We start from the raw sequence: 26,331 nt of genomic DNA, 5'->3' as shown, positions 1-26,331 counted from the left end.
AATTCCGCCACGTGGGCACTGAACTAACTCTGCTACAATAGCAGGCTTTGTCATTTTTCGCCAGATCAACTTTCGTCGACCTTCGTTCCGAATGCCTCTGCCGCTACTGTTTTTCTCCTGCTGCAGCGAGCTGCGTTGCTGAAGAGACCGAGATTATAGCGGAAGGATTTCAAAAGTCAAAAGCCCAAAGCAGGTTTCCATCAGGGAGACTTCGAGCACGCTTGGCTGCACATGTTAGGCGAATCGCATGGCAATCCCTTACACTACGCCTGTCAAGGTGTTCATCATTCCCGGGCAGCTGCACCGGCAGCGCCGCTACCAAGAGAAATAAGAAAACGATTTGAAGCAACCTACTCATACCATTCCTAGCCGCGAGGAAATCCTCGCCGTCTTTCGCAGTGCCAAAGGCCCGCTCGGAGCGAGCGACCTGGCGCGCACCCTGAAGGTCAAGCCGGCCGCCCAGGAAGTGCTCGGCCGCCGGCTCAACGCCATGGAGCGCGACGGCCAGATTCGTTCCGACGTCAGCGGCACCTATCTGTTGGCCGACCAGTCCGGGTTTGTCACCGGCCGCGTCAGCGCGCACCGCGACGGCTACGGCTTCGTCATTCCGGATGAGGGCGGCGACGACCTGTTCCTGAACGATAAGGAAATGAACAAGGTGCTCAACGGCGACCGCGTGCGCGCACGCGTCACCGGCACCGACCGCCGCGGACGTCCGGAAGGGACCATCGTCGAAGTGGTCGAGCGCGCCAACACCCACCTGATCGGCCGCCTGATGAACGAAGGCGGCGTCTGGATCGTCTCGCCGGAAGACGTGCGCATCAGCCAGGACGTGCTGGTGGCGGGCGGCCCGGGCAAGGCCAAGGCGGGGCAGGTGGTCAGCGTCGAACTGATCGAGCAGCCCTCGCGCTTCCAGCAGCCCACCGGCCGCATCGTCGAGGTGCTCGGCGAGCTGGACGACCCGGGCATGGAAATCGAGATCGCGGTGCGCAAGTTCGGCGTGCCGCACGTGTTCTCGCCCGCCGCGCTGAAGCAGGCCAACCGCCTGCCGAACGAAGTCGTGGATGCGGACCTAGCAAACCGCGTCGACCTGCGCGACGTCCCCTTGGTGACCATCGACGGCGAAGACGCGCGCGACTTCGACGATGCGGTCTACTGCGAGCCGGTCAAGATCGGCCGTACCAAGGGCTACCGCCTCCTGGTGGCGATCGCCGACGTCAGCCACTACGTCAAGCCGAACGACGCGCTGGATACGGACGCGCTCGAGCGCAGCACCTCGGTCTACTTCCCGCGCCGCGTGATCCCGATGCTGCCCGAGAAGCTGTCCAACGGCCTGTGCTCGCTGAACCCGGCGGTGGACCGCTGCACCCTGGTGTGCGACATGGTGGTCACCGAGGACGGCGAGGTCACCGCCTACCAGTTCTACCCGGCCGTGATGCACTCGGCCGCGCGCCTGACCTACAACGAAGTGGCCGAAATCCTCGGCAATACGAGCGGCCCGGAAGCGCAGCGCAGGCCGGGCATCGTGCCGCACCTGCTGAACCTGAACGAGGTGTTCCGCGCGCTGCTCAAGGCACGCCAGGAACGCGGCGCGATCGACTTCGAGACCACCGAGACCTACATCGTCTGCAATGCCGTCGGCAAGATCGAAAAGATCATCCCGCGCACCCGCAACGATGCCCACCGCCTGATCGAGGAATGCATGCTGGCCGCGAACGTGTGCGCGGCCGACCTCCTGATCCGCCACAAGCACCCCGGCACCTTCCGCATCCACGCGGTGCCGACCGAGGAAAAGCTGCTGCAGCTGCGCACCTTCCTGAAGCTGGTCGGCCTGAACCTGGGCGGCGGCACTTCGCCCACGGCGCGCGACTACGCCGAGGTCATGCAAAAGATCAAGGAGCGCCCGGACGCGGCCCTGCTGCAGACCATGCTGCTGCGCTCGATGCAGCAGGCCGTCTACAGCCCGGACAACGTCGGCCACTTCGGCCTGGCCTACGAGGCCTATGCCCACTTCACCAGCCCGATCCGCCGCTATCCCGACCTGCTGACCCACCGTGCGATCAAGGCCATCCTGCAAGGGAAGAAGTACGAGCCGAAGGGCATCGAGCCGGGCACGCTGAACACGACTCTGTCGAATTCGGCGCGCAAGCAGGCCGCCAAGGACAAGGCCGAAGGCCGCGGCAAGAAGGAACAGGACCTGACGATCTGGGACGCGCTGGGCGTGCACTGCTCGGCCAACGAGCGCCGCGCCGACGAAGCCTCGCGCGACGTCGAGAACTGGCTGAAGTGCTACTTCATGCAGGACAAGCTGGGCGAGGACTTCACCGGCACCGTGTCCGGCGTGACCCCGTTCGGCATTTTCGTCACGCTCGACCAGCTGTACGTCGAGGGCCTGGTGCACATCAGCGGCCTGGGTAGCGACTACTTCCAGTACGACGAGGCGCGCCATGAACTGCGCGGCGAGCGCAGCGGCCAGGTCTACAAGCTGACCAGCAAGGTCAACGTCAAGGTGGCGAAGGTCGACCTCGAGGCGCGCAAGATCGACCTGGTGCTGGCCGAAACGCAGGAAAGCATCCCGGCGCCGCTCGAGCGGGCCCGCCAGGCCGCGGTCGAGGCCCTCGAGCCGAAGCCGCCGAAGAAGCGCAAGGCCAAGGGCGCGGCAGAGCCGGCGCCGGTGGAAGCGTCGCGCTACACCAGTACCGAGGACGAGGGAGCCGAAGACGAGGACGTCGTCTTCGTGCCGCCACCGCGCGCGCCGCGCAGCGCCCGCAAGCCGTCGGCCAAGACCGCCAGCAAGACCGCCAGCAAGACCGCCGGCAAGACCGCAAGCAAAACCGCGTCCAAGACGCCCACGAAGCGTGCCGCCAAGACCAGCGCGCCAAAAACCAAAGCGGTGGCCAAGACCCCCGCTGCCAAAACTAGCAGGAAGAAACAGTAATACATGAAAAATAAAATGTTATTCGGGTTCCACGCGGTGACCTCGCGGCTGCGCCACGAGGCCCAATCGGTGGAAGAGATCTTCGTCGATGCCGAGCGCAATGATGCCCGCATGAAGGCCCTGATCGCCAGCGCGAAAGAGGCCGGCGTGCGCGTGATGCCGGTCGACGCCGCACGTCTCGACAAGATCACCGGCACCCGCCGCCACCAGGGCGTGATCGCCTTCGCCAGCCAGCTGGCGCTGGCGCGCAACCTGGACGAGCTGCTGGACGCGATCGAAGGTCCGCCGCTGCTCCTGATCCTGGACGGCATCACCGATCCGCACAACCTGGGCGCCTGCCTGCGCGTGGCCGACGGCGTCGGCGCCCACGCCGTGATCGTCCCGAAGGACCGTGCGGTCGGCCTGAACGCCACCGCCGCCAAGGTGGCGAGCGGCGCGGCCGAGACCGTGCCCTACATCACAGTGACGAACCTGGCGCGCACCATGCGCGAGCTGAAGGACCGCGGCATCTGGCTGATCGGCACCTCGGACGACGCCGACAAGGGCCTGTACGAAGCCGACTTCACCGGCCCGACCGCGCTGGTGATGGGCTCGGAAGGCGAGGGCATGCGCCGCCTGACGCGCGAGACCTGCGATCTGCTGGTCAACATCCCGATGTTCGGCTCGGTCGAGAGCCTGAACGTTTCGGTCGCCTCGGGCGTCTGCCTGTACGAGGCACGCCGCCAGCGCATCGCGCGCGAAGGCTAACTCAGCTCTTGCAAAATTGGGTACCGGCCTTCGCCGGTACGACGGTTTTTAGGGCATTGGTGCACGGACACTCTGCAGTCCGTTATCGTTCGTCATAAAGCCACACTAAGCACGTCATCCCGGCGAAGGCCGGGATCCAATTCCGTAGCTCAGCAATTAGCGCATCGTTCCCCCGCATCACCCCAAGCAAACCCCCGCAACATACGCTACCATCCTCCTTGGTTTGCGATTTTCCTTATTATGTTTTCCAACTTACGCGACGATATCCAGAGCATCATCCAGCGCGACCCCGCCGCCCGCAACGGCTGGGAAGTCCTGACCTGCTATCCCGGCCTGCACGCCGTGATCATGCACAGCTGGGCGCACGCCTGCTGGAAGCTCGGCCTGAAGTGGATCGGCCGCTTCATCTCCTACGTCGCCCGCATCATCACCGGCATCGAGATCCACCCGGGCGCGACCATCGGGCGCCGGGTCTTCATCGACCACGGCTTCGGCGTGGTCATCGGCGAGACCGCCGTGGTCGGCGACGACTGCACCATCTACCAGGGCGTCACCCTGGGCGGCACCACCCTGGTGGCCGGCACCAAGCGCCACCCGACGCTCGAGCGCGGCGTGATCGTCGGCGCCGGCGCCCAGGTGCTGGGCGCCTTCACGGTCGGCGAATACGCCAAGATCGGCTCGAATGCCGTGGTCATCAAGCCGGTCCCGAGCGGCGCCACCGCGGTCGGCAACCCGGCCCACATCATCCGCAAGGAAGACCAGTCCCGCAGCGCCCACCTGTTCGCCGCCTACGGCGTCACGCCCAACGGCGATGATCCGCTGTCGAAGGCCCTGCGCGGCCTGATCGACCACGTGGCGCGCCAGGACGAGCAGATCGAACGCCTCACCAACACCATGCGTGAGGCCGGCCTGTGCTGTCCGAAGGTGGCCGAGGGTGATAAACTCGATTCGGAACAACTGAACCGACTGGTCGACTGAGGAAACGCATGACGAATGAAACGACGGGCACGCCCGACGGCGCTGTATTGGACCCGATGGAAATCCGCGTGCTCGCGGTACTGGCCGAGAAAGAGGCGCTGACGCCCGATAACTACCCGATGTCGGTGAACGCCATCGTCAACGGCTGCAACCAGCTGTCGAGCCGCGATCCGATCATGCAGATGACCGACGAGCTAGTGCAGGATACCCTGCAGCGGCTGATCGAGAAAAAGCTCGTCAGCGCCATCTCGCAGGCCGGCGCGCGCGTGGTGAAGTACGAACACCGCATGCGCATCAAGTGGACCCTGGAGCAGGACAAGGTCGCGGTGCTGAGCATCCTGATGCTGCGCGGCCTGCAGACCGCCGGCGAGATCCGCACCCGCACCGGCCGCCTGTTCGAGTTCAAGAGCGTGCAGGACGTCGAGGCCGTGCTGCAGTTCCTGATCGATAAGTATCCGCCGCTGGTCGCAAAGCTCGACCGCGCGCCGGGCACCAAGGAAGCGCGCTACGGCCACCTGCTCGGCGGCGAACTGGCCGCCTACGAGCCGCCCGCCGCCGGCGCCGGCCTCGGTGGAGGCGGAGGTGGGGGCAGCAGCGGCCGCGTCGGCCAGCTGGAACAGGAAGTCGCCGCACTGCGCGGCGAGCTCGAGGAACTCAAGGCGCAGTTCGAGGCGTTTCGCCAGCAGTTCCAGTAGCCGGCGCCGCTTCGGCCGGCTCGGCAAAGGTCAGCTCGACCAGCGCATCGTCGCTCCAGCTGGCGTTCCCGATCGGCACCTGGAAGGTATGGCCCTTGACGTCCAGTTTCGCCGAACGCTTGCCGTCCACCAGCACCGCCCCCAGCAGCGGCTGGTCGCTGCGGAAGGGGAAATGCGCCTTCCTGCTCACGTTCTCCCAGCGGAAATCCTCGGGGTCGCCGAAGAAGTTGCACCAGTCGGTGCGCAGCAGGATGGTGTTGATGGTCATCACCCAGAAGGTCGGGATCTCCGCCTTGGCCATTGCCACGGTCACCTTGCACTCCAGCCGCAGGTCGCCCAGGCGCCGCTGGTGGGCGGCCAGGCCCGGCGTGCGGATGTCGGGGTCGGTGCGGTAGGCGCGGCGCTTGCGGTTCAGTTCCAGCTCGCTTTCCGCGTCCTCGGCGGCATCAACGCGCGGCACCACGAAGCGCCGGTCGGCGTCGATCGTGATCGGCAGTTGGTAGCCGCCGTCGCCCACCAGGCGGACCGCCAGCGGCTGCGCCGACTCGTCCTTCCCTTGTGGGCGCAGCCGGAAATGCAGCCGTTCGGCCCTTGGTGCCAGCTGCCGGTGGCGCTCGAAGGCGTCCAGGCCGGCCAGGATGACCTTGTACTTGCGCACTTCCGGATTGCGCATGGCGTTCACATGCACGGGTTCCAGTTGGCGGACCGGCTTGTCCTCCGCGGCAGCGCTGCCGCAGAGGAGCAGGGCCCCGAGTGCTATCGCTGACAGGGCGCGCACGGAAATCAGCCCTCGTCGCGCCAGCGGCGCAGGCGCATGGCGGCGTAGATCATCGCGGCGCCCGCCACGGCGGCGACCCAGGTGCTCGGGTGGCTCAGCGTGGAGTAGGACAGGCCGAGCAGGGTGGTCGGGTCCAGGCCGTACTGCTGGTTGATGGTCTCGATGTCGCCGTAGGACAGCCAGATGCCCGGCACCAGCCCGGCCAGGCCGCGCAACACCACTTCCTGGACGAACCAGTCGACGTCGATGACCGAGTTGGACACGTGACCGACGATGATGTTGAACCACTTCAGCAGCAGGGCCACCACCAGCGGCGTGCCGACCGCCCACAGGAAGACCTTGGAGCGCGCCCAGCTCGACACCATCAGCAGCCAGCCCACGGTCGGCAGCGCCCAGATGACGTACAGCGGCAGGAAGGCCAGCAGGTACAAGGGGCCGAGGTACAGGTTCGGCTCCATCAGCACCGGTGCGAACAGGTTGACGCCCTTGCCGGCGGCGCTGATCATGCCCAGCACCAGCAGGGCCAGGCCGGTCACCACGCCGATGGCGATCGTGATCAGGGGCGCCACGACCAGCGCGGTGGCGGCTTTCGACAGCACGGTGTCGCGGTCCGACAGCGGCAGCGACTTCCAGAACAGGATGCTGCGGTCGCGGCGGTCGTCGTGCAGGGCGGCCAGGCAGTAGAAGAACACCACCACGGCCAGCACGATGAACAGCGGCGCCGCCAGGCCGAGGTAGCCGGAGGCCGCGACATGCGCGATCTTGTAGCGCAGCGCCGGCGGGATACCCTGGATCGAGACGACGTTGTGGCCATTGATCTGGATGGCTTCGCTGCCGCCGAAAGCCATGGCGTACATGAAGCCGCCGCCCACCAGCAGCAGCATCGCCGCGGCGACCGCGACCGGGGTCCAGAAGAAGGCGCCCTTGTGCTCCCAGAATTCGCGCCGGAGCAGCCATTTCATCGTTTTCATGCGTAGGTTCCTTTCATGGTTGCCACGAACAGGTCGGCAACGCTGGGATTGCGGGTCTCGCCGAGCTGGGCGAGCTGGGCGCGCGACACGCCGCCCGGTGCGCCCGAATCGAACAGCATCACCGACTTGCCGAACACGGTGCGCTTGTCGAGCGGGGCCAAGGCATTGGCGGCGTTGAGCTTGTCGGCCGGGACCATCACTTCGGTATAGCGCTCGCCGATCTCTTCCATCGAGGCGGACAGCACGATTCTCCCTTCGCGGATGAACATCAGGTCGGTGAGGATGTGCTCGACTTCCTCCACCTGGTGGGTAGTGATGACGATGGTCTTCTGCTCGTCGAAGTAGTCTTCCAGCAGGTTCTGGTAGAACTGCTTGCGGTACATGATGTCCAGGCCCAGCGTCGGTTCGTCGAGCACAAGCAGCTTGGCGTCGATGGCCATCACCAGCGCCAGGTGCAGCTGGACGATCATGCCCTTCGACATTTCCTTGACCTTCATGGTCGGCCTGAGCTTGGTATGCGCGATATAGCGTTCGGCCTTCTCGCGGTTGAAGCGCGGATGCACGCCGGCCACGAAGTCGATCGCGTCCTTCACGCGCAGCCAGCGCGGCAGGATCGCGACGTCGGCGATGAAGCAGACTTCCTTCATCAGGTCGTCGCGCTGGGTGCGCGGGTCGAAGCCCAGCACCGTCAGCTGGCCGTCGAAGGGAATCAGGCCGAGGGCGGCTTTCAGCGTGGTGGTCTTGCCCGAGCCGTTGGGGCCGATCAGGCCGACGATGCGGCCGGCGGGGATGTCGAAATCGATGCCGTCGACGGCGGTACGCTTGCCGTAACGCTTGGTCAGGCCGCGTGCGGAGAGCAAGGCGCTCATGCCGAACCTCCCGGGGCCAGTCCAGGGCCGCCCTGGCTGCTGGCGCGCAGCAGCTGCTCCACGTTCAGGCCAAGGCGGCGGATGCGTTCGACCATGGCGGGCCATTCCTCGCGGATGAAGCGCTCGCGTTCGGTGGCCAGCAGTTTCTCGCTTGCTCCTTCGGTGACGTACATGCCAATTCCCCTTCGTTTTTCTACCAGGTTCTCGTCGACCAGCTCCTGGTAAGCCTTGGAGACAGTGATCGGATTCAGTTGATATTCGGCCGCGATCTGGCGGACCGAGGGCAGGGCGTCGCCGGCTTTCAAAATACCGTCGAGCATCATGCCCACCACCCGCTCCTTGAGCTGGCGGTAAATGGGTGTGTTGTCATTCCAGCCGACTGTCATGTCCAGTCCTCCTCGGTCGTAGTGCTGCATGGTTCATCTGTCTCTCCCTCGCTTATGCTGATTGGGTGATGTGTTGAAGTGGTGTTGTAGTGAAGTATAACAGCGACTTGGCAAATGTAAACATACATATTGAACAAAAACGCGGGCGCGGCTTGTCCGGCTACTTTGGTAGGATGGGGAATCGATGGAGGAAGGAGGGAAGGATGCTGACGTGCCCGAACTGTGGCGTCTCGCCGCTGACGCATGCGATCAGGGAAATGCAGTACACCTATAAGGGCCGGAGCACGACGATTCCCGACGTGGTGGTCGAGCATTGCGCTGGCTGCAAGGAAGTCTTGTTTGCCCGGGGCGAGCACGACCACTATGGTGAACTGGTCGCCGCTTTCCGCAAGCAGGTGGACGCGGACGAGCTCAAGACGATCCGTGCGCTGCGCAAGCAACTGGGGCTGACCCAGCAGAAGGCGGACGAGCTGTTCGGGAACGAGGCGGGCGACTTCGCGCGCTTCGAGGCGGGCGACGCGCATGCGCCGATGGCGCTGGTGAAGCTGCTGCGGCTGCTGGGAAAGCATCCGGATCTGCTGGACCAGGTGCGATGAGCCGACGCCGGCCTACGAAAGGCTGCGGGGCGAATGTAGCTTAATCGTCGGCCAGCTGTTCCAGGATCGTGCTGAATTTGCTCTTTCAGGTGAAATGACTGTCGACCAGGTGTTGGCAGTCGAGATGAAACAGGCCTGCGTGCTTCAACACGATGCCGGAATGCCCGGCCGGCTCGCTCATCCATAAATTGGCGCCACGGTAGAGGCGCGACAGGATCGCATCCTTGTTCGAATAGCAGTTGAAGACGCGTCCTTCTACCGCGCCGGCGGCCTTGGCCCAGCAAGCGCTGTCCTTGGTGCCGCCGCCCACGGCCGCGCCGAGCAAATAAGCGTTCTCGACCCGCTTGTGCGGGCTTTTGGCGAGCCCCTTCAATGCAAAATGGACGACCCTGCCGCCCAGCGAATGGCCGGCCAGTGTGAAGCGCCAGTCCGGGGTGCGCTGGATCGCCTCCGCCAGGAGTTCTCCAGCCCGCTCCGCGGCCGACATCGCGGCGTGCCACGAGAGCATGCCACCGACCACGGGCGGCATCGGCTGCATCGAAAACATAGGCAGCTTGAGCAGGCTGTCCAGCGTCAGCAGCTCGATGGCTTGGCGCTTCGGGCCGCGGCAAGCATCCCAGTCGAGGTGATACCAGGTCGCGTCTCCGAACTTGTCTTCGATCGCGGCTTCCCAGTCGGCCGTATCGTGGTCTCCCTGCGACAGGAAACCATTCACGAGGATGACGGCGTGGTTCCCGCCCCGGCGAATCTTGTGGAACTCGAAATGCGGCGCGCGATCGCGTATCAGCTTGCCGAGCCGCCCGGCGGCACGATCGAACATGGGATTGGGAAACAGGCCACGAGACGAGCCGATGATTCTTGCGGCGCCGGATGCGGGCGCTGCGGGATTCGGGAATTGCTCGATATCGGAGAACGTCTGCAGCGTTGTCATCGCCATTGCCAGGGAAGTTTCAGTACGGAAATTCTACCCTGTTAGCTGGCGAGAGTGCTAGACAACGTGCCGTGAAAGCGTCCCGTCGGCATCCAGCTCGATCCACCCGCCACGCCGCGGCTCCGCGTCCAGCTCCCAGTCCGGCAGCACGTAGCGCAGCCTGCCGCCGGTCTCATGCACGGCCGGCCGGTGCGTGTGGCCATGGATGATGACCGTGGCCTCGGCCGCGTCGAACAGCGCCTCCACGCTCGAGGGCGTCACATCCATGATCTCGTAGGATTTGCCGGCCTGCGCTTCGCGGCTGCCTTCGCGCAGCCCGGCGATGATCGCCTTGCGCTGGGCCAGGGGCATGCCGAGGAACTGCTGCTGCCATTCGCGGTCGCGCACCTGGGCGCGGAAGGCCATGTACTTGAGGTCGGCGGTGCATTGGGCGTCGCCGTGCACCAGGGCGATGCGTTTTCCGCCGGCACTGATCACATGCGGCTCTTCCAGCAGGGTCAGCCCGGCCGCTTCGGCAAAGCCCGGCCCGACCAGGAAATCGCGGTTGCCGGCCAGCCAGTAGACGGCGGTGCCGGCGTCGCTCACGGCGCGGATGGCGCTAGCGACCTGCTGGTGGAAAGGCTCGTCGACGTCGTCGTCGCCGGCCCAGTATTCGAAGATGTCGCCGAGCAGGTAGAGTCGCTCGGCGTGGGTCGCACGCTCGGCCAGGAAACCAAAAAAGGCTTCGGCCGTGCGCGGATGCGAGGCCTGCAGGTGCAGGTCCGAGATGAACAGCGCGAACGTGCGCGCAAGGGTGGTCATTGGATCGTTGGGACTTGCCGCCCTGCGCGCACTGCGATCATCAGATGACTTCGACCTTCTCGATGACGACCGGATCGACCGGCACGTCCGAGTGCATGCCGCTACGGGTGGTCTTCACGCCGTTGATCTGGTCGACGATGTCCTGGCCTTCGGTGACCTTGCCGAACACGGCGTAGCCCCAGCCGTCCTGGCCCGGATAGTTCAGGAACGCATTGTCCTTGGTGTTGATGAAGAACTGGGCCGATGCCGAGTGCGGCGCCGAGGTGCGGGCCATGGCGATGGTGTACTTGTCGTTCTTCAGGCCGTTCTTGGCTTCGTTCTCGACGGTCGCGTCGGTCGGCTTTTGCTTCATGCCCGGCTCGAAGCCGCCACCCTGGATCATGAAGTCCTTGATCACGCGGTGGAAGATGGTGTTGCTGAAATGACCCTTGTTGACGTAGTCGATAAAGTTGGCAACGGTCTTCGGGGCCTTGTCGGCATCCAGTTCGACGGTGATGTTGCCCATATTGGTGGTCATGCGAACGCTGGTCATGTGCTGTCCTGTTGAGTTGGTTATTGTTAATGCGGCAAACGCATCCGCTATTTTACAAGCTTGTCGCCCTTGAGCACGCTTACCGACTTAATGAAGATCGGCGTCACCGGCACGTTCTGCATGCCGCGTACGTCGTCCACCATCACGCCCTTGATCTTGTCCACGACTTCCTGCCCCTTCACGACCTTGCCGAAGACGGTATAGCCCGAGCCTTTGTAGAACGGATGGTCGATGCCCGAATTATCGGCGACGTTGATGAAGAACTGCGAGGTGGCCGAATCCGGATGGTCTTCGCGCGCCATCGCGATGGTGTACGGCTGGTTCGACAGGCCGTTATTCGATTCGTTCTTGACCGGCTTGTTGGTCTTGCGGCCCTCGAACTTCTCGTTCATGCCGCCGGCCTGGATCATGAAGCCGTCGATCACCCGGTGGAAGATGGTGCCCTTGTAGAATCCCTGCTTTACGTACTGCATGAAGTTGGCCACTGTCTTCGGCGCCCGTTCCTCGTCGAGCTGGACCACGATATCGCCCATCGTGGTCTTGATCGACACCTGCGGACCCTTGACGACCGGCGCGGCGGGCGCGGCATCCTGGGGAGCGTCGGTGGCGGTTTCCTGCGGCGCAGCCAAGGCGGCGCCGGAAAGGAGCAGGGTGCCGGCGCCCAGGGCGATGCCCTTGAGCAGCGAACGGCGGAAGGCGGTGGTCATTGTCTGGGCTCTCCTCTGATGGATACCGCGCAATGCGGTGTCAAGTCTTTTCCCGAAAAATAAAGCTGAACCATATGCGGCCAGCCGGGATTTTAACAATGCTATACTTTGCGCAGAACGTCCCATTCTATCAAAGAAGAACAACACCCGAGGGTACAGACGATCTCGCCGCGCCGCAGTTGCAGCTCCGATCCTCTCCCTCACCAGAATACACCCATGAGCCAACTCAAGATTTACAACACGCTCGCGCGTGACAAGCAGGTATTTGTCCCGATGGAAGCCGGCAAGGTCGGCATGTATGTGTGCGGCATGACCGTGTACGACTACTGCCACATCGGTCACGCGCGGATGATGATGGCTTTCGACGTGATCTATCGCTGGCTGATGGCCTCGGGCTACGAGGTCAAGTACGTCCGCAACATCACCGACATCGACGACAAGATCATCAAGCGCGCCGTCGAGAACGGCGAGAGCATCAAGCAGCTGGTCGAGCGCAACGTGAAGTACATGGACGAGGACATCGGCGCCCTGGGCATGCTGCCGCCGACCGTGGTGCCGCGCGCCACCGAGTACGTGCCGCAGATGCTGTCGATCATCGAGCAGCTCGAAGCCAAGGGCCTCGCCTACCGGAGCGAGGACGGCGACGTGAACTACGCCGTGCGCGGCTTCGAAGGCTACGGCAAGCTGTCCGGCAGGTCGCTCGACGACCTGCGCGCCGGCGAGCGCGTCGACGTCAACAGCGGCAAGCGCGACCCGCTCGACTTCGTGCTGTGGAAGGCCGCCAAGGAATCCGAGCCCGCCGAGGCCAAGTGGGACTCGAAGTGGGGCAAGGGCCGTCCGGGCTGGCACATCGAGTGCTCGGCCATGTCCTGCGCCACCCTGGGCCAGCATTTCGACATCCATGGCGGCGGCGCCGACCTGCAGTTCCCGCACCACGAGAACGAGATCGCCCAATCGGAAGGTGCGTTCGGCGGCAACATGGTCAACTACTGGATCCACAACGGCTTCGTGCGCGTGGACAACGAGAAGATGTCCAAGTCGCTGGGCAACTTCTTCACCATCCGCGACGTGCTCAAGAAGTACGACGCCGAAGTCGTCCGCTTCTTCATCCTGCGCGCCCACTACCGTAGCCCGCTGAACTATTCGGATGCCCACATCGACGACGCCAAGGGCGCGCTGACCCGCCTGTACACGGCGCTGTCGACGGTCGACATCGATAACGAGCAGCCGGCCGTGGACTGGGACGAAGCCCACGCGGTGCGTTTCCGCGAAGCGATGGATGACGACTTCAACACGCCGCTGGCCGTGGCCGAGCTGTTCGACCTGGCGAGCGAAGTCAACCGCAACAAGTCGCTGGACGCCGCGCGCCAGCTCAAGGCGCTGGCCGGCGTGCTGGGCATCCTCGAGCGCGCGCCGCAAGCCTTCCTGCAAGGCGGCAGCGAAGGCGGGGACGCGAGCATCGATGACGCGATCGCCCGCCGTGCGGCCGCCAAGAAGGCCCGCAATTTTGCCGAAGCGGACGCCATCCGCGCCGAACTGACTGCCGCCGGGATCATCCTGGAAGACAAGCCGGACGGAACGACGACCTGGCGCCGCGCATAATGGCCGCCGACAAGGACACGTCCGCGGCCATGGAGCCGCAGGGAGAGCTCGCCGTCCCGATCTACTGGGCGGAAGCGAAGGCCGCGCTGATCGCGCGCGACCGCATCATGGCCAAGCTGATCCCCCAGATCGGCGACCTGCACCTGCGGGGCCAGCCCGATCCCTTCACCACGCTGGCACGTTCGATCGTGGGCCAGCAGGTGACGCCGAAGGCGGCCGATGCGGCCTGGGCCAAGCTGCTGGCCACCTGCCCGAAGCTCTCGCCGGCCCAGGTGCTCAAGGCCGGCGCCGTCGAGCTGGCCGGCTGCGGACTGTCCAAGCGCAAGACCGAGTACATCCTCGACCTGGCCGACAGTTTCAAGGCCAAGCGCGTCCATGCCGACCTGTGGTCGCAGATGGACGACGAGGCCGTCATCGCCGAACTGGTCCAGATCCGCGGCATCAGCCGCTGGACAGCGGAGATGTTTTTGATATTTAATCTGCTCCGTCCAAACGTGCTGCCGCTCGACGATCCCGGCCTGATCCAGGGAATCAGCCAGAATTATTTCTCTGGCGAACCTGTTTCTCGCAGCGATGCGCGCGAAGTGGCGGCGAACTGGGAGCCCTGGCGTACGGTGGCAACCTGGTATTTATGGCGTAGTCTCGATCCGGTATCCGGTTCGGGTACGGTAGAATAACGCCCACAACAGGGGCCCACGAGGCCCGGTGCATGCTGCGCGAACGGAAACGCTGCGGCCACGAAATAATCCGGAGGTACAATGACTAAAACAACTTTCCTCAATTTTGAGCAGCCGATCGCCGAGCTGGATTCCAAGATTGAAGAGCTGCGTTTCGTGCAAGACGATTCCGCCGTCGACATCTCGGAAGAGATCGACCGCCTGGCCAAGAAGAGCCAGCAGCTCACCAAGGACATCTACGCCAAGCTGACCCCGTGGCAGGTGTCGCAGATCGCCCGCCACCCGCAGCGTCCATACACGATGGACTACGTGAACGCGATCTTCACCGACTTCCACGAACTGCACGGCGACCGCAGCTTCGCAGACGACCAGTCGATCATCGGCGGCCTGGCCCGCTTCAACGGCCAGGCCTGCATGGTCATCGGCCACCAGAAGGGCCGCGACACCAAGGAACGCGCAATGCGCAACTTCGGCATGCCGCGTCCGGAAGGCTATCGCAAGGCCATGCGCCTGATGAAGCTGGCGGAAAAATTCGGCCTGCCGATCTTCACCTTCGTCGATACCCCGGGCGCCTTCCCGGGCATCGACGCCGAAGAGCGCGGCCAGTCGGAAGCGATCGGCCACAATTTGTACGTGATGGCCGAGCTGAAGGTCCCGTTGATTGCGACCATCATCGGCGAAGGCGGTTCGGGCGGCGCGCTGGCGATCGCCGTGGGCGACGCGGTGCTGATGCTGCAGTACTCGACCTACTCGGTGATCTCGCCGGAAGGCTGCGCCTCGATCTTGTGGAAGACCTCGGAGCGCGCCAGCGACGCCGCCGACGCCCTGGGTCTGACCGCGCACCGCCTGAAGGCCATCGGCCTGATCGACAAGATCGTCAACGAGCCGCTCGGCGGCGCGCACCGCGATCCGAAGCAGATGGCGCAGCTGCTCAAGCGCGCACTGGCCGACACCCTGCGCCAGTTCCAGGGCATGAAGACCAAGGACCTGCTCGACGCCCGTCACGCAAAGCTGATGGCTTACGGCAAGTTCAAGGAAACACTGCCGCGCGAAGAGTGAGTTCCACCCGTGCCGGACAAGTTCCGGTGATTTTCGCGCAGGCCATGCACGGCCTGCGCGAGTCGTTTACCCCCACCTCCATTGCGCTTGCCTGCAGCGGCGGCCTCGACTCAATGGCCCTGCTGCGGCTTGCCCATGCCTGGGCTGCCGAGCAGGGCATCGTCCTGCATGCCTTCCACGTCCATCACGGACTGAGCCCGAATGCCGATGCCTGGCTGGCGCATTGCCGTGAGGCCTGCGCGGCGCTCGGCATCGCCTTCGACAGTCGCCACGTCGAGGTCGTCAAGGGCAAGGACGGCATCGAGTCGGCCGCGCGCAAGCTGCGCTACCGCGCGCTGGGCGAGATGTGCGTCGCCCACGGTGTGCCGCTGCTGCTCACCGCCCACCACCTCGACGACCAGGCCGAGACGGTCCTGCTCCAGCTGCTGCGCGGCTCCGGCCCGGCCGGGCTGTCGGGCATGGACGCGGCCAATCGCGCGCCCGGCCTGCTGGGCGACCCGGAACTGGTCATGGCGCGTCCGCTGCTGCCGCTGTCGCGCGCCCAGCTCGAAGACTACGTGCGTGCCGAAGGCCTGGCGTGGGTCGAGGATGAATCGAACAGCGATCCGCGCCATGCCCGCAACGCCTTGCGCCACGCGGTGATGCCGGCGCTGGCAGCCAGCTTCCCGGGTTACCAGGCGCGGCTGGCGCGCGGGGCGGCCCACGTGCAGTCGGCCCAGCGCATCCTGGATGAAGTCGCGGAGCAGGACCTGGCCGCCTGCCTCGAAGGCGAGGCGGTCGACTTGTCGCGCGTGCAGAAACTCAGCCGCGATCGAGCCGACAACATGCTGCGCCACCTGTTCCATGTGCGCGGCCTGGCGATGCCCTCGACCGCCTGGCTGGCCGAGATGGTGTCCCAGCTGTTCTCGGCGCGCGAGGATGCGCAATTGAAAGTGACGCACCCGGGCTGCGATATCCGCCGCCACCGCGGCAAGCTCTACCTCACACCGAAGCTGCCGGAGCTTGCCGGCATGCGCGACCCCGACGATATCGGCGTCCTGGTCAAGGAGGGCCAGCGCTTCCGCTGGAACGGCGAGGCCGCGCTGGACTTTCCTGCCTACGGCGGCGCGCTCCATTTCGAGGCCGCGCCGACAGGGTTCGATCCGGCCTGGCTGCGCAGCCAGTTTCTTACCATCGACTTCCGCCAGGGCGGGGAACGCCTCAAGCCCGCCGCCAACCGTCCCAGCCGTGGCCTGAAGGCGCATTACCAGTCCCTCGGCGTGCCAAGCTGGGAGCGCGAGCGTGCGCCGCTCGTGTGGGCGGACCGCGAGCTGCTGTTTGCCGCCGGCATCGGCATGGATTGCCGCCACCTGAGCACGGGGCAGGGCGAGCGCATCGCACTGCGCTGGGTGCCTCAAGCTGTCTAGACTTGTTTTTGTTTCTATACGAAAACGGTATTACTTTATTTTGTTTTCGTATAGCTTTTTCTCCCGACCGTCTTGTGATACTGCGCTGCAGCATGCTAGAGTAAGGGTCCCCTTTTGATCTTTCAACAAGCTGGAACCCTCCCTGATATGGCTTTAATTGTCCACAAGTATGGCGGGACGTCGATGGGCTCGACGGACCGTATCAAGAATGTCGCGGCCCGCGTGGCGAAGTGGCATGATGCCGGCCACCAGATCGTCGTGGTGCCGTCCGCGATGTCCGGTGAAACCAACCGCCTCATCGCGCTGGCCAAGGAAATCATGCCGCAACCGGACCCGCGCGAACTGGACATGATTGCCTCGACCGGCGAGCAGGTCTCGGTGGGCCTCCTGGCGATGGCGCTGCTGGCCATCGGCAAGGACGCGGTCTCGTACACCGGCTGGCAGGCGGGCATCCGCACCGATTCCTCGTTCACCAAGGCGCGCATCCAGTCGATCGACGACACCCGCGTGCGCGGCGATCTCGAAGCCGGCAAGATCGTCATCATCACGGGTTTCCAGGGCATGGACGAAGATGGCAACATCTCGACGCTGGGCCGTGGCGGTTCGGACACCTCGGCCGTGGCGATCGCCGCCGCGCTGAAGGCCGACGAATGCCTGATCTACACCGACGTCGACGGCGTGTACACGACCGACCCGCGCGTGGTGCACGAGGCGCGCCGCCTGAACAAGATCACCTTCGAGGAAATGCTCGAACTGGCCTCGCTGGGCTCGAAAGTGCTGCAGACGCGTTCGGTCGAGTTCGCAGGTAACTACCAGGTCCCGACGCGCGTGCTGTCGTCGCTGACCGATCCCCTGATGCCGCTGGACGAAGAAGCGAAGTCCGGCACCCTGATTTCGTTTGAGGAAGAAAGCAACATGGAACAAGCCGTCATCTCCGGTATCGCCTTCAATCGCGATGAAGCCAAGATCACCGTCCTGGGCGTGCCGGACAAGCCGGGCGTGGCCTTCCACATCCTCGGCCCGATCGCCGAAGCGAACGTCGAAGTCGACATGATCATCCAGAACCAGTCGGTGGACGGCAAGACCGACTTCACCTTCACCGTCTCGCGCGGCGACTACGCGAGGGCGATGGGCGTGCTGGAAGAGCAGCGCGAGGCGCTGGGCGCGGCCAAGATCCTGGGCGATGCGAAAGTGTCGAAGGTGTCGGCCGTGGGCGTCGGCATGCGCAGCCACGTCGGCGTGGCCTCGCAGATGTTCCGTACCCTGTCGGAAGAGGGCATCAACATCATGATGATCTCGACCTCGGAGATCAAGATCTCGGTGCTGATCGACGAGAAATACATGGAACTGGCCGTGCGCGCCCTGCACAAGGCTTTTAACCTCGAGCAAGCTTAACAATTTTCAAAATTTTTGGGCGTGCGTCCTTGACGCAACGTGCACCAGCCCTTAAGATGCGTGCACTCAGCGCTGACTGACACACAAGTCGGAACTGATTGGAGGCGTGGCCGAGTGGCCGAAGGCACTTCCCTGCTAAGGAAGCATATGGGCTTAAACCTGTATCGTGGGTTCGAATCCCACCGCCTCCGCCAAGTTATAAATAAGAAAGCCACCGCAAGGTGGCTTTTTTATTTGTAACTCAGGAGGCGAGGAGAGCGCCTGCGCGCTCTCCGCGTGGGATTCGAAGCGCGTCCGCCTGCAGGCGGCGCGGCGGCCTGCGGAACGCAGGCGAATCGCCACTTTGCGCCCGCTAGCGGGCGCCCCGCGAGCGCAGCTCGCGTCCTGTCCTCACTTTAAAGAAGGCTTGCGTACACGCGGCCACCCTAACAATTGCACGGCACCCCCACCGGCATCCCCAACCCCTCAACCGTCGCAATCGTCGTCGAAAACGGCAGCGCAAACGAAAACGGAATCAGCGAGAACAAGGGCACGTAAGGCACGGCGTCGCACTCATCCGCCCCTCCACCCGGCATGCAGATGCGAACCCGCACCAGCCGAATGCAGCGCGCACCATCCATGTCCTGTGCGCAGTTGACGCGGTTCTCCAGCGGATTGGCGGGCAAAGCCGTGCCGAGCGATACGGGCACATTGGAGTTCGCCGGAAGGCGCAGGTAGTCGATCCTGACGTGCCGATCCGAGATGGGATCGCCCATCAACAGAACGCCCGGCGTGGTCCGGAAAATCGCTTGCTCACGTACATCCTGCATAGCGCCCTCGTTGCTGAAGTCCGTATTCACGGCCAGCGCCGCGGCCCGGCGTGTCACTTCCTGCAGCGTATTGCAGAGGTACATCGCCCGTGCAAGCTCGACAATGCCGAAAAACAGGATGAAGAAGATCAGCGCCACCAGCGCGAATTCGACCGCGGCGCCGCCGCGTTGCTTCACCGGTGATCGGTAACACATGCGGGTTTGGTTAGTTGTTGTCATGATATAGCTGAACCTGCGCTCCTAGCGTCTGCTCGGGAACCAGCCCGGCGAATTCTCCGTAGAGGGAGGTGGCGGTCGCCGTCCTGGTCATGAAGAACTTTCCTATGCCAAGTACGCTTGCTTTGTTGTCGGTGACCGGGCAAGCCAGCAGGGGCAGATTCAGGACGCGCCGACCCCGGATACTCTTGTTCGTCGTCGCCGGCGCCCTGTAGAAGACTGACCCGCTCTTGTATGAATACGGCGTGGGCGTGGCCGCATCGGACGGATAGGGCGTGGCCGTAGAGGGTTTCGGCTTGCCGGCATACAGGGACTCCCATGCCGTGGTGTCGAAGCTCGCATAGCCCCCGGCCGGTTCCGGATCGCCCAGGTCCTCATACGATTCATATTTCACCGCCTTGGCATACGACCACAGCGGCCCCCAGTGGGCGGCCGTGGTGCCGGTGGGTGCGCTGTCCGGTCCCGCGATCGTCGACCGTCTTTCCGTGGTCTCCAGGCGTTTCGCCGCTTGCCCCTCCGGTTGGACGCTCATCCATGGCGAGCCGCCGTCGTAGGTGTATTCCTTGATGTTCGCGTCGGCCGGCGCCGTACGGGCGTCACACTGGATCCGCGGCGTGGTGCTGTAGGAACCGAAGCGCGAATTCAGATGGTAGTAGAGGCTGGAAATCGGGAATGAAGACGACACGACCACTTTCCCGCCTGTCAGCCTGGTCATCGCCATCGTTCCTGTGCACACGAAGGGGGCAAGGGTGTCGACATTGGTGATGGGCGCAGTACCCGGCAGGGGATTGACCGTGAAGGTCTGTCCGGCGGTCGACCCGGGCCGGTTAAGGTCCAGCAAGTTGTAACTGATGCCGCGCCGGAAACCATGTTCCTCGAGTTCGCCGTTGTGATCGCGGCGCGCCTCATCGCGCATGGCGCAAATGCCCAGCGGTGTGACGCCAATCGCGGAGCGTCCCGCGATCGCGCGGGAGCTGGAAGTCGCGATATCGGCGTCTGCAAACACATGCAAGAAAGATGCTTTCACCTCGCCGTAGTCGGCGTCGAGGTCGCGCGTGTCCACTTTCACGAACAGTAATTCGCCGGCATCCGCCTTCGCCTCCGCCGCGTTAAGCCAAGGGCCGCCCGGGCCGCTCCCGAACGCGATGGCCCGGTCCAGCGGGCCCACTGTCTTCATGCCGTACTGGTAGCTGGCCTTCCAGTTAGTGAACGACATGACGGTCGTTACCGCGTCCAGCGCACGCTGGACCCCTTGTTCGGTGCCGTCGAGCTGATTCGCTGCCGCCAGCGCGGCCGCATCGGCCAGGTTCTGCAGCTCCATCTTGCGGTTGTGGACTCGGGAAATGTCGAGGGCCAGCGCGAAGAAGGCGATGATAATGACGAGCGCTCCCGCGAACATGATCGCGATTGCTCCGGACTCGCGCACGGGAAGCCGTGGAGTACGATGCCGCCTCCACACGCCGCGTGCTGTGCTGTCATCCACCTCCATGCGTCTCTCCTGGCCTTGCGACATGTGTGAAAAGGTGATGGGGTCAATCGCGCCTGGCACTAGCGCCCCGCATAAGGGAGCACGACTCTGCTTTTCAAAACGAAGTTGGAATTGTCCAGATAGAGCGCAATTAATTCTGGAAAGACATCGTTGCGCAGGCTGACTTCCACGCTGACGCGAACGGTTTCCGGGCGCGTGACGTTGCACAGGGCGTCGTCGCAAAACAGTAGGATGGTGATCCCTTCGGCCCACGGGGCGATATCCATCAGTTCCTGTTGCGCTATCCATCGGGCCACCGCTGGATAGCGTGGCTCGTTGAATGCTCCGCCACCGGTCCGTATCTCGGCTTGCGTGGCCGTCGACAGAAATCGCGCGGCATCGTGCGCAGCCTTCTGCGTTGCGCTGTAAGCCCAGAAGAGGCGTGCGAAAAAGAGCATCAAGGTGAGAAGCATGACGAGAACAGGCAGAATGAATGCCATTTCGACGGCAACACTACCCTTTTCCGTCTTGCGGAACAGCCGCGGACACGTTTTCATCGCTTCCCTTTCCAGAGCCCTTTGCCTGTCTCGATTCTAGACACCGAATTTTTGAGGCAATTGACATAGGACATTGCGCCAACACATCATGGCTCGGTCGCGACATCGCCGCGTTCGGATTTTTTCCGGCGCTCGGCACGGCGCCGCTTGTCCGCCCTGACCAGCAAGGCGCAGCAGGCGCATAACCAGAATACCCAGCAGCCCAGCGGAAACAAGACGATGTCGAGGTCCCGGTAAGCCAGTGCGATCGGGAGAAAGAAGCCGCTCAATGTGAGGGCGCTGCACAGGAAGACATGGTCGCGGGCGAACGCCAGCCGGGACCACGGCGCAAGGCAAAGGCATGCGGCCAGTAATCCGAACAGGAGCAGGGCGCCGCTCAGAAACAGGATGCCGAGGAGCGCGCCGAGGAGGAACGGGAACAGGGCGGGCAGCAGCAGCGCCCAGGCGGAGCCCCTGGACGCCGGCTTTGCTCCACCCGCCTTGCGCGGCGCGCCGGCCGTGGCGCGCGGCAGCGCAAGGACGGTCAGGATCGATCCGGGCAGCGCATTGAAGACGTGGGCGTACCAGCTTGCTCCCACGCTGATGGCCCATGCTTCGAGAAGCGCCCATCCTGCCAGGGAGAAGACCAGGATGATGAAGGAATAGTCGGCTTGTTGCGGCGGCTGCGCGTCGTACGACACCATGCATGACCTCTCGCGGTCGATCCGGGAACAGGCCAGGCTGCGTCGGCCCGGCCGCTGAAGGGTGATTCCTCCAGTCTGGCCCCTGGGAATTCTTTCCGCAAATAAAGCTATCGGAGAATTGAGGTGCGTCAGCAGGGCACGGGGCCCGCTCAGGCGTGGCCAATCCCGGCGCTGCTGTAGGTGCGTTCGAACTCCCAGATCGGCACGGGCCGGCCCAGCAGGTAGCCCTGCAGCGTTCCACAGCCCCCGCCGACCAGGAAGCTGCGCTGCGCCTCATGCTCGACCCCCTCGGCCACGATGTCGAGCTTGAGCTTGCGCGCCAGGGCGATGATGGCTTCGACGATCGGTGCGGCATCCGGATCGAGATGCACATCGTGCACGAAGGAGCGGTCGATCTTCAGGGCGCTCAAGGGGAAGCGCTTGAGGTAGGCGAGCGAGGAATAACCGGTGCCGAAATCATCCAGCGAAAAATGCACGCCCTGCTTGCACAGCGCGCGCATCCGCTCGATGACCTCGGCAACGTTGTGGGCCAGCACGCTTTCGGTCAGTTCCAGGCACAGCTTGTCGGGTGGTGCGCCGGTTTCGAGCAGGGCGCTGGCCACGCGCCCGGTGAAATCGGCACTGTGCAGCTGGTGCGCGCTGATGTTGACCGCCAGCTCGAGTTGACCGAGCGTGCGGTCGGCGCGCCAGCGTGCCAGGGCGCGGCAGCTTTCATCGAGCACGTACTGGCCCAGCGGCACGATCAGGCCCGAGGATTCCGCCACGCCGATGAAGTCGTCGGGGACGAGCAGCGCGCCGTCGGCGCGGCGCCAGCGCACCAGCACCTCGGCGCCGACCAGGCGACCAGCGCTGGAGAACTGCGGCTGGCAGTACAGCACGAACTCGTGCGCCGACAAGCCTTCGCGCAGGGCGTGCTCGAGCGCCGCCTGGTGCTCGGCCGAGGCCTGCATGCCGGGGTCGAAAAAGCGCGCCGTATTGCGTCCCTCCGACTTGGCACGGTACATGGCCAGGTCGGCCTGCTTGAGGATGGTGTCGAGATCGGTCGCTCCGCCGTCGAACAGCGCGACGCCCATGCTCGGCGTGCTCAGGAACAGCCTGCCGTCCAGGTAATAGGGCTGGGCCAGGGAGCTTTGCAGTTTCTCCACGACATGCTGGGCCTCCGAGACCGCGTCCCGGGATTCCTTCGCCAGGTCTTCCAGCACCAGCACGAATTCGTCCCCGCCCAGGCGCGCCAGCTGGTCGCAGTGGCGCACCGTATGGCGCAGGCGCTGCGCCACCTGGCGCAGCAGCATGTCGCCGAAGTCATGGCCCATGGTATCGTTGAGCAGCTTGAAGTTGTCCAGGTCGAGGAAGATCACGGCCCCGAAACAGCCCGAGCGCTGGCTGCGCGCCAGCGCCTTGTCCAGCTCCTCGACCAGCAGGCGCCGGTTCGGCAGGCCGGTGAGGTGGTCGAAATTGGCCAGCTCGTAGATGCGCTGCTCGGCCTGCTTGCGCTCGGTGAGGTCGGTATTGGTGCCGGAGACGCGCAGGGCCCGGCCCCTGGCGTCGCGCGTGACGAAACCGCGCGACAGCACCGGCACGTAATGCCCGTCACGATGGCGCAGGCGCCACTCGACGCTATAGGTTTCGCGGTCCCCCTCCAGCAGGTCCTTCCAGAAGCGAAGCAGCTCGGGCCGGTCCTCAGGGTGCATCAGCTCCAGCCACAGGTCCGTATGGCAGCCGAGTTCGTCGGGCTGGTAGCCGAGCATGGTCCACCAGCGCTGGGAATAATGGATCTCGTCCTCGACGAGATCGTAATCCCAGTACGCATCGGTCGAGCCCAGCAGGACAAGGCGCAGCCGCTCCTCGGATTTCTGCAGGCTCTGCTCGGCCTCCTTCAGCGCGGTGCAGTCGGTGAAGCACACGACCACCCGGCGCAATACGCCCTGCTCGTCGCGCTCCGGATAGGCGTTACAGATCAGCCAGCGTACCGGGTCCGTCTCGGTGTCGCAGATACCGAGCACCTGCTGGGACAGCTGGCGGCCGGTACGCAGCACTATGTTGACGGGAAACTGCTTCGCTTGCATGGGGCTGCCGTCGGCACAAAACATTTGCCAGGATTTGCCGTCCGAGCCTGTGCCGCACAATTGCGCCAGGCTGCGCCCGATGAGCTCGCAGGCAAGACGGTTGGCGTGCAGGATGCGGCCGTCGACGTCGTGCACGACGACGCCCGCCGGCAGGTGCTCGAGCAGGTCGTCGAGCCGGCGCTGAAGATCCGCGGCAGTGCTGGAAGCCATGATGACAGCTGAACTGGAGTGGTCGTGTTTACGCGCGATGGTAGCACGACGCTCCATAACAGGGCAGCACGGACATCCGCGTCCCAGGCCGCTATCCGGCCAGTATCTCCTCGACGGCGGCGATGTCCGCCTCCGCCAGTTCCGGCATCGAGGCCGCCCGCACCGCCTCGACGACCTGCGAGGGCCTGCTCGCGCCGATCAGCGCCGACGTGACCGCCGGCTGGCGCAGCACCCAGCGCAGCGCCAGTTGCGCCAGCGACTGTTCGCGCTGCTTCGCGAAGGCATTCAAGGCACGCGAGATACTCAGCCGCTCGTCCGTGAGATGCTCCTTGCGCAGGAAGCCCGCGCTGCCCGCCGCGCGCGAGTCGCCGGGCAGCCCATCGCCCAGGTAGCGATCGGTGAGCAGGCCCTGCGCCAGCGGAGAAAAGGCGACCGCGCCGATGCCTTCCTGCGCCAGCACCGGCAGCAGCTCGGTCTCCACCTGGCGCACGAACATGCTGTAGCGAGACTGGTTGACGATGCAGGGCGTGCCCAGCCGGCGCAGTTCCGCCGCGGCCAGGCGCGTCTGTTCGCCCGGGTAGTTCGAGATGCCGGCGTAGAGGGCGCGTCCGCTGCGCACGATGTAGTCGAGCGCCGCCACGGTCTCTTCGATCGGGGTGCCTGGGTCGGGCCGGTGGTGGTAGAAGATGTCGACGTAGTCGAGCCCCATCCGCTTCAAGCTCTGGTCCAGGCTGGCGACCAGGTACTTGCGGCTGCCCCAGTCGCCATAAGGGCCGGGCCACATGGTGTAGCCGGCCTTGGTGCTGACCACGATCTCGTCGCGGTAGGGCCGCAGGTCCAGGTCGAGCAGGCGCCCGAAGTTGCTCTCCGCCGAGCCCGGCGGTGGCCCGTAGTTGTTGGCCAGGTCGAAGTGGGTGATGCCGAGGTCGAAGGCGGTGCGGACGATCTCGCGCTGGCGCGCCAGGTCGTCGCCGCCGCCGAAGTTGTGCCACAGGCCGAGCGAAATGGCCGGCAGACTCAGGCCGCTGCGGCCGCAGCGGCGGTACGGCACCGACCCGTAGCGTCCGGGAGCAGCTTCCCAGTTCATGCCGCGACCGCGCCCGCGCCGGCGGCGGCGCGGCAGACGTAGATCGTCGCGCTGCCGCCGTTCGGCGCGGTGTAGGCGCGTTGAACGGCCTCGCGGGCGGCGTCGACCAGATCGTGCGGCACCAGCGCCACCACGCAGCCGCCGAAGCCGCCCCCGGTCATGCGCACACCGCCGGCCGTTCCAATCACCGACTTGACGATGCCGACCAGCTGGTCGATCGCCGGCACGGTGATCTCGAAATCGTCGCGCATCGAGGCGTGCGAGGCTTCCATCAGTTCGCCCATGCGTACCAGGTCGCCCGCGGCCAGCGCTTGCGCCGCGGCGGCCACGCGCGCGATCTCGGTCACGACGTGGCGCGCGCGGCGCAACACCACCGGATCGAGCTCGGCGGCGCGGGCTTCCAGGGTGGCCAGGTCGAGGTCGCGCAGGGCGGGCAGGCCGAAATGGCGGGCCGCCTGTTCGCACTGTTCGCGCCGCGTGTTGTAGGCGCTGTCGACCAGGCCGCGCGCGACATGGGAATTGAAGATCATGATGGCGGCGTTCGCCGGGACCGGCACCGGCCGGACCTCGAGCGAACGGCAGTCGATCATCAGGGCATGGTCCTGCACGCCGCAAGCCGAACTGATCTGGTCCATATTGCCGCACTTGGTGCCGACGAAATCGTTCTCGGCGCGCTGGGCGACCAGGGCCATGTCGACCGGGCTCAGACCCTCGAAGCCGGGCAGGGTGGCGAACAGCCGGCAAACGGCTACCGACAGCGAGGCCGACGAGGACAGGCCGGCGCCCTGCGGCACGTCGCCGGCGATGGCCAGGTCCATGCCCTGCACGGGCAAGCCGCGCTCCACCAGATCGCGCACCACGCCGCGCACGTAGTTGGCCCACATCGGCGCGTCCAGGCGTTCGATCGTCGCGTCGAGCGTGTAGGCGTCGAGCGCGCCGTCATAGTCGGCCGCGGCGACGCGTATCTGGCGGTCGTCGCGCAAGCGCGCCACGATGACCGTGCGGTAGTCGATGGCGCAGGGCAGCACCAGGCCGTCGTTGTAGTCGGTGTGTTCGCCGATCAGGTTGACGCGGCCGGGGGCTTGCACCTGGATCGAAGGGGCCTGGCCGAAGGCGGCCTGGAAGACGGCGGCCGCGCGGGCCAGCGGAGTAGCGTTCATCGTGCTT

25 protein-coding genes and 1 tRNA gene are annotated in these 26,331 nt (G+C 64.8%); 11 read left to right on the top strand and 15 right to left on the bottom strand.

Features of this window, described 5'->3' with window-relative positions:
- Positions 1–340: 340 nt before the first annotated feature.
- The 4 genes from rnr to B2R83_RS19350 all read left to right on the top strand — a co-directional run bounded on the left by rnr (position 341) and on the right by B2R83_RS19350 (position 5,358).
- Positions 341–2,938, top strand: a complete 2,598-nt coding sequence (gene rnr, locus B2R83_RS19365) for a ribonuclease R (protein ID WP_292044234.1) — start codon at positions 341–343, stop codon at positions 2,936–2,938.
- Between the two features lie 3 nt (positions 2,939–2,941).
- Entirely contained in the window at positions 2,942–3,685 is a 744-nt protein-coding gene (gene rlmB / locus B2R83_RS19360; RefSeq protein ID WP_027865063.1) for a 23S rRNA (guanosine(2251)-2'-O)-methyltransferase RlmB, read from the top strand.
- A gap of 240 nt (positions 3,686–3,925) precedes the next feature.
- Positions 3,926–4,663, top strand: coding sequence for a serine O-acetyltransferase (gene cysE, locus B2R83_RS19355; protein ID WP_027865064.1), 738 nt, complete (start codon positions 3,926–3,928; stop codon positions 4,661–4,663).
- A gap of 8 nt (positions 4,664–4,671) precedes the next feature.
- Positions 4,672–5,358, top strand: coding sequence for a YceH family protein (locus tag B2R83_RS19350; protein ID WP_292044233.1), 687 nt, complete (start codon positions 4,672–4,674; stop codon positions 5,356–5,358).
- On the opposite strand, the gene B2R83_RS19345 is transcribed toward B2R83_RS19350, so the two are convergent.
- The 4 genes from B2R83_RS19345 to B2R83_RS19330 form a co-directional block, all read right to left on the bottom strand.
- Positions 5,318–6,031 carry a hypothetical protein gene (locus B2R83_RS19345; RefSeq protein WP_292044239.1) on the bottom strand — a complete coding sequence of 238 codons (714 nt, stop codon included), beginning with the start codon at positions 6,029–6,031 and terminating at the stop codon, positions 5,318–5,320. The genes B2R83_RS19350 and B2R83_RS19345 overlap by 41 nt on opposite strands.
- A 110-nt stretch (positions 6,032–6,141) precedes the next feature.
- Positions 6,142–7,107, bottom strand: coding sequence for a hypothetical protein (locus tag B2R83_RS19340; protein ID WP_292044232.1), 966 nt, complete (start codon positions 7,105–7,107; stop codon positions 6,142–6,144).
- Entirely contained in the window at positions 7,104–7,976 is an 873-nt protein-coding gene (locus B2R83_RS19335; RefSeq protein WP_292044231.1) for an ABC transporter ATP-binding protein, read from the bottom strand. Before B2R83_RS19335 ends, B2R83_RS19340 begins: the two co-directional genes overlap by 4 nt.
- Positions 7,973–8,362, bottom strand: a complete 390-nt coding sequence (locus B2R83_RS19330) for a GntR family transcriptional regulator (RefSeq protein WP_292044238.1) — start codon at positions 8,360–8,362, stop codon at positions 7,973–7,975. Before B2R83_RS19330 ends, B2R83_RS19335 begins: the two co-directional genes overlap by 4 nt.
- 203 nt (positions 8,363–8,565) lie before the next feature.
- On the opposite strand from B2R83_RS19330, the gene B2R83_RS19325 reads away from it, so the two are divergent.
- Complete coding sequence (locus B2R83_RS19325; RefSeq protein WP_292044230.1) at positions 8,566–8,958, top strand: type II TA system antitoxin MqsA family protein; 393 nt, start codon at positions 8,566–8,568, stop codon at positions 8,956–8,958.
- Between the two features lie 85 nt (positions 8,959–9,043).
- On the opposite strand, the gene B2R83_RS19320 is transcribed toward B2R83_RS19325, so the two are convergent.
- The 4 genes from B2R83_RS19320 to B2R83_RS19305 are packed head-to-tail and all read right to left on the bottom strand — an operon-like array spanning position 9,044 to position 11,929.
- Positions 9,044–9,889, bottom strand: a complete 846-nt coding sequence (locus tag B2R83_RS19320) for a DUF726 domain-containing protein (protein ID WP_292044229.1) — start codon at positions 9,887–9,889, stop codon at positions 9,044–9,046.
- A gap of 57 nt (positions 9,890–9,946) precedes the next feature.
- The gene (locus B2R83_RS19315; protein WP_292044228.1) at positions 9,947–10,690 is read right to left on the bottom strand and encodes a UDP-2,3-diacylglucosamine diphosphatase; all 744 of its coding nucleotides are present in this window, start codon (positions 10,688–10,690) and stop codon (positions 9,947–9,949) included.
- 40 nt (positions 10,691–10,730) lie between these two features.
- Positions 10,731–11,222 carry a peptidylprolyl isomerase gene (locus B2R83_RS19310; RefSeq protein ID WP_036207674.1) on the bottom strand — a complete coding sequence of 164 codons (492 nt, stop codon included), beginning with the start codon at positions 11,220–11,222 and terminating at the stop codon, positions 10,731–10,733.
- A gap of 47 nt (positions 11,223–11,269) precedes the next feature.
- Positions 11,270–11,929, bottom strand: a complete 660-nt coding sequence (locus B2R83_RS19305; RefSeq protein ID WP_292044227.1) for a peptidylprolyl isomerase — start codon at positions 11,927–11,929, stop codon at positions 11,270–11,272.
- Between the two features lie 216 nt (positions 11,930–12,145).
- Between B2R83_RS19305 and cysS the strand changes: the two genes are divergently transcribed.
- From cysS to B2R83_RS19275, 6 genes are all read left to right on the top strand, one after another.
- Positions 12,146–13,531, top strand: coding sequence for a cysteine--tRNA ligase (gene cysS / locus B2R83_RS19300; protein WP_292044226.1), 1,386 nt, complete (start codon positions 12,146–12,148; stop codon positions 13,529–13,531).
- Positions 13,531–14,208 carry a DNA-3-methyladenine glycosylase family protein gene (locus B2R83_RS19295; RefSeq protein WP_209588358.1) on the top strand — a complete coding sequence of 226 codons (678 nt, stop codon included), beginning with the start codon at positions 13,531–13,533 and terminating at the stop codon, positions 14,206–14,208. Before cysS ends, B2R83_RS19295 begins: the two co-directional genes overlap by 1 nt.
- An 81-nt stretch (positions 14,209–14,289) precedes the next feature.
- Complete coding sequence (locus tag B2R83_RS19290) at positions 14,290–15,267, top strand: acetyl-CoA carboxylase carboxyltransferase subunit alpha (RefSeq protein ID WP_036207683.1); 978 nt, start codon at positions 14,290–14,292, stop codon at positions 15,265–15,267.
- Positions 15,268–15,311: 44 nt separating this feature from the next.
- Positions 15,312–16,673, top strand: a complete 1,362-nt coding sequence (gene tilS / locus B2R83_RS19285) for a tRNA lysidine(34) synthetase TilS (protein ID WP_292044237.1) — start codon at positions 15,312–15,314, stop codon at positions 16,671–16,673.
- Between the two features lie 147 nt (positions 16,674–16,820).
- Positions 16,821–18,068 (top strand): aspartate kinase, encoded by a 1,248-nt coding sequence (locus B2R83_RS19280; protein WP_036207687.1) that lies wholly within the window; start codon positions 16,821–16,823, stop codon positions 18,066–18,068.
- Between the two features lie 100 nt (positions 18,069–18,168).
- Positions 18,169–18,262: transfer RNA gene (locus tag B2R83_RS19275), tRNA-Ser, on the top strand.
- 231 nt (positions 18,263–18,493) lie between these two features.
- On the opposite strand, the gene B2R83_RS19270 is transcribed toward B2R83_RS19275, so the two are convergent.
- From B2R83_RS19270 to galK, 7 genes are all read right to left on the bottom strand, one after another.
- Positions 18,494–19,096 (bottom strand): TadE/TadG family type IV pilus assembly protein, encoded by a 603-nt coding sequence (locus tag B2R83_RS19270; protein ID WP_292044225.1) that lies wholly within the window; start codon positions 19,094–19,096, stop codon positions 18,494–18,496.
- Entirely contained in the window at positions 19,083–20,582 is a 1,500-nt protein-coding gene (locus tag B2R83_RS19265) for a pilus assembly protein TadG-related protein (protein WP_292044224.1), read from the bottom strand. Before B2R83_RS19265 ends, B2R83_RS19270 begins: the two co-directional genes overlap by 14 nt.
- 59 nt (positions 20,583–20,641) lie before the next feature.
- Positions 20,642–21,118 carry a TadE/TadG family type IV pilus assembly protein gene (locus tag B2R83_RS19260; protein ID WP_292044223.1) on the bottom strand — a complete coding sequence of 159 codons (477 nt, stop codon included), beginning with the start codon at positions 21,116–21,118 and terminating at the stop codon, positions 20,642–20,644.
- 86 nt (positions 21,119–21,204) lie between these two features.
- Positions 21,205–21,801: a hypothetical protein gene (locus B2R83_RS19255; RefSeq protein ID WP_292044222.1), complete on the bottom strand. Its 597-nt coding sequence runs from the start codon at positions 21,799–21,801 to the stop codon at positions 21,205–21,207.
- Positions 21,802–21,950: 149 nt separating this feature from the next.
- Positions 21,951–24,077 carry a sensor domain-containing protein gene (locus B2R83_RS19250; RefSeq protein ID WP_292044221.1) on the bottom strand — a complete coding sequence of 709 codons (2,127 nt, stop codon included), beginning with the start codon at positions 24,075–24,077 and terminating at the stop codon, positions 21,951–21,953.
- Positions 24,078–24,168: 91 nt separating this feature from the next.
- On the bottom strand, positions 24,169–25,164 hold the full coding sequence (locus B2R83_RS19245) for an aldo/keto reductase (protein ID WP_292044220.1): 996 nt from the start codon (positions 25,162–25,164) through the stop codon (positions 24,169–24,171).
- Positions 25,161–26,324: a galactokinase gene (gene galK, locus B2R83_RS19240; RefSeq protein WP_292044219.1), complete on the bottom strand. Its 1,164-nt coding sequence runs from the start codon at positions 26,322–26,324 to the stop codon at positions 25,161–25,163. Before galK ends, B2R83_RS19245 begins: the two co-directional genes overlap by 4 nt.
- Positions 26,325–26,331 lie beyond the last annotated feature (7 nt).

The organism is Massilia sp. UBA6681, assembly GCF_002454935.1.
Lineage (GTDB): Bacteria > Pseudomonadota > Gammaproteobacteria > Burkholderiales > Burkholderiaceae_D > Telluria > Telluria varians.
This window is presented reverse-complemented; position numbering and strand designations above follow the sequence as displayed.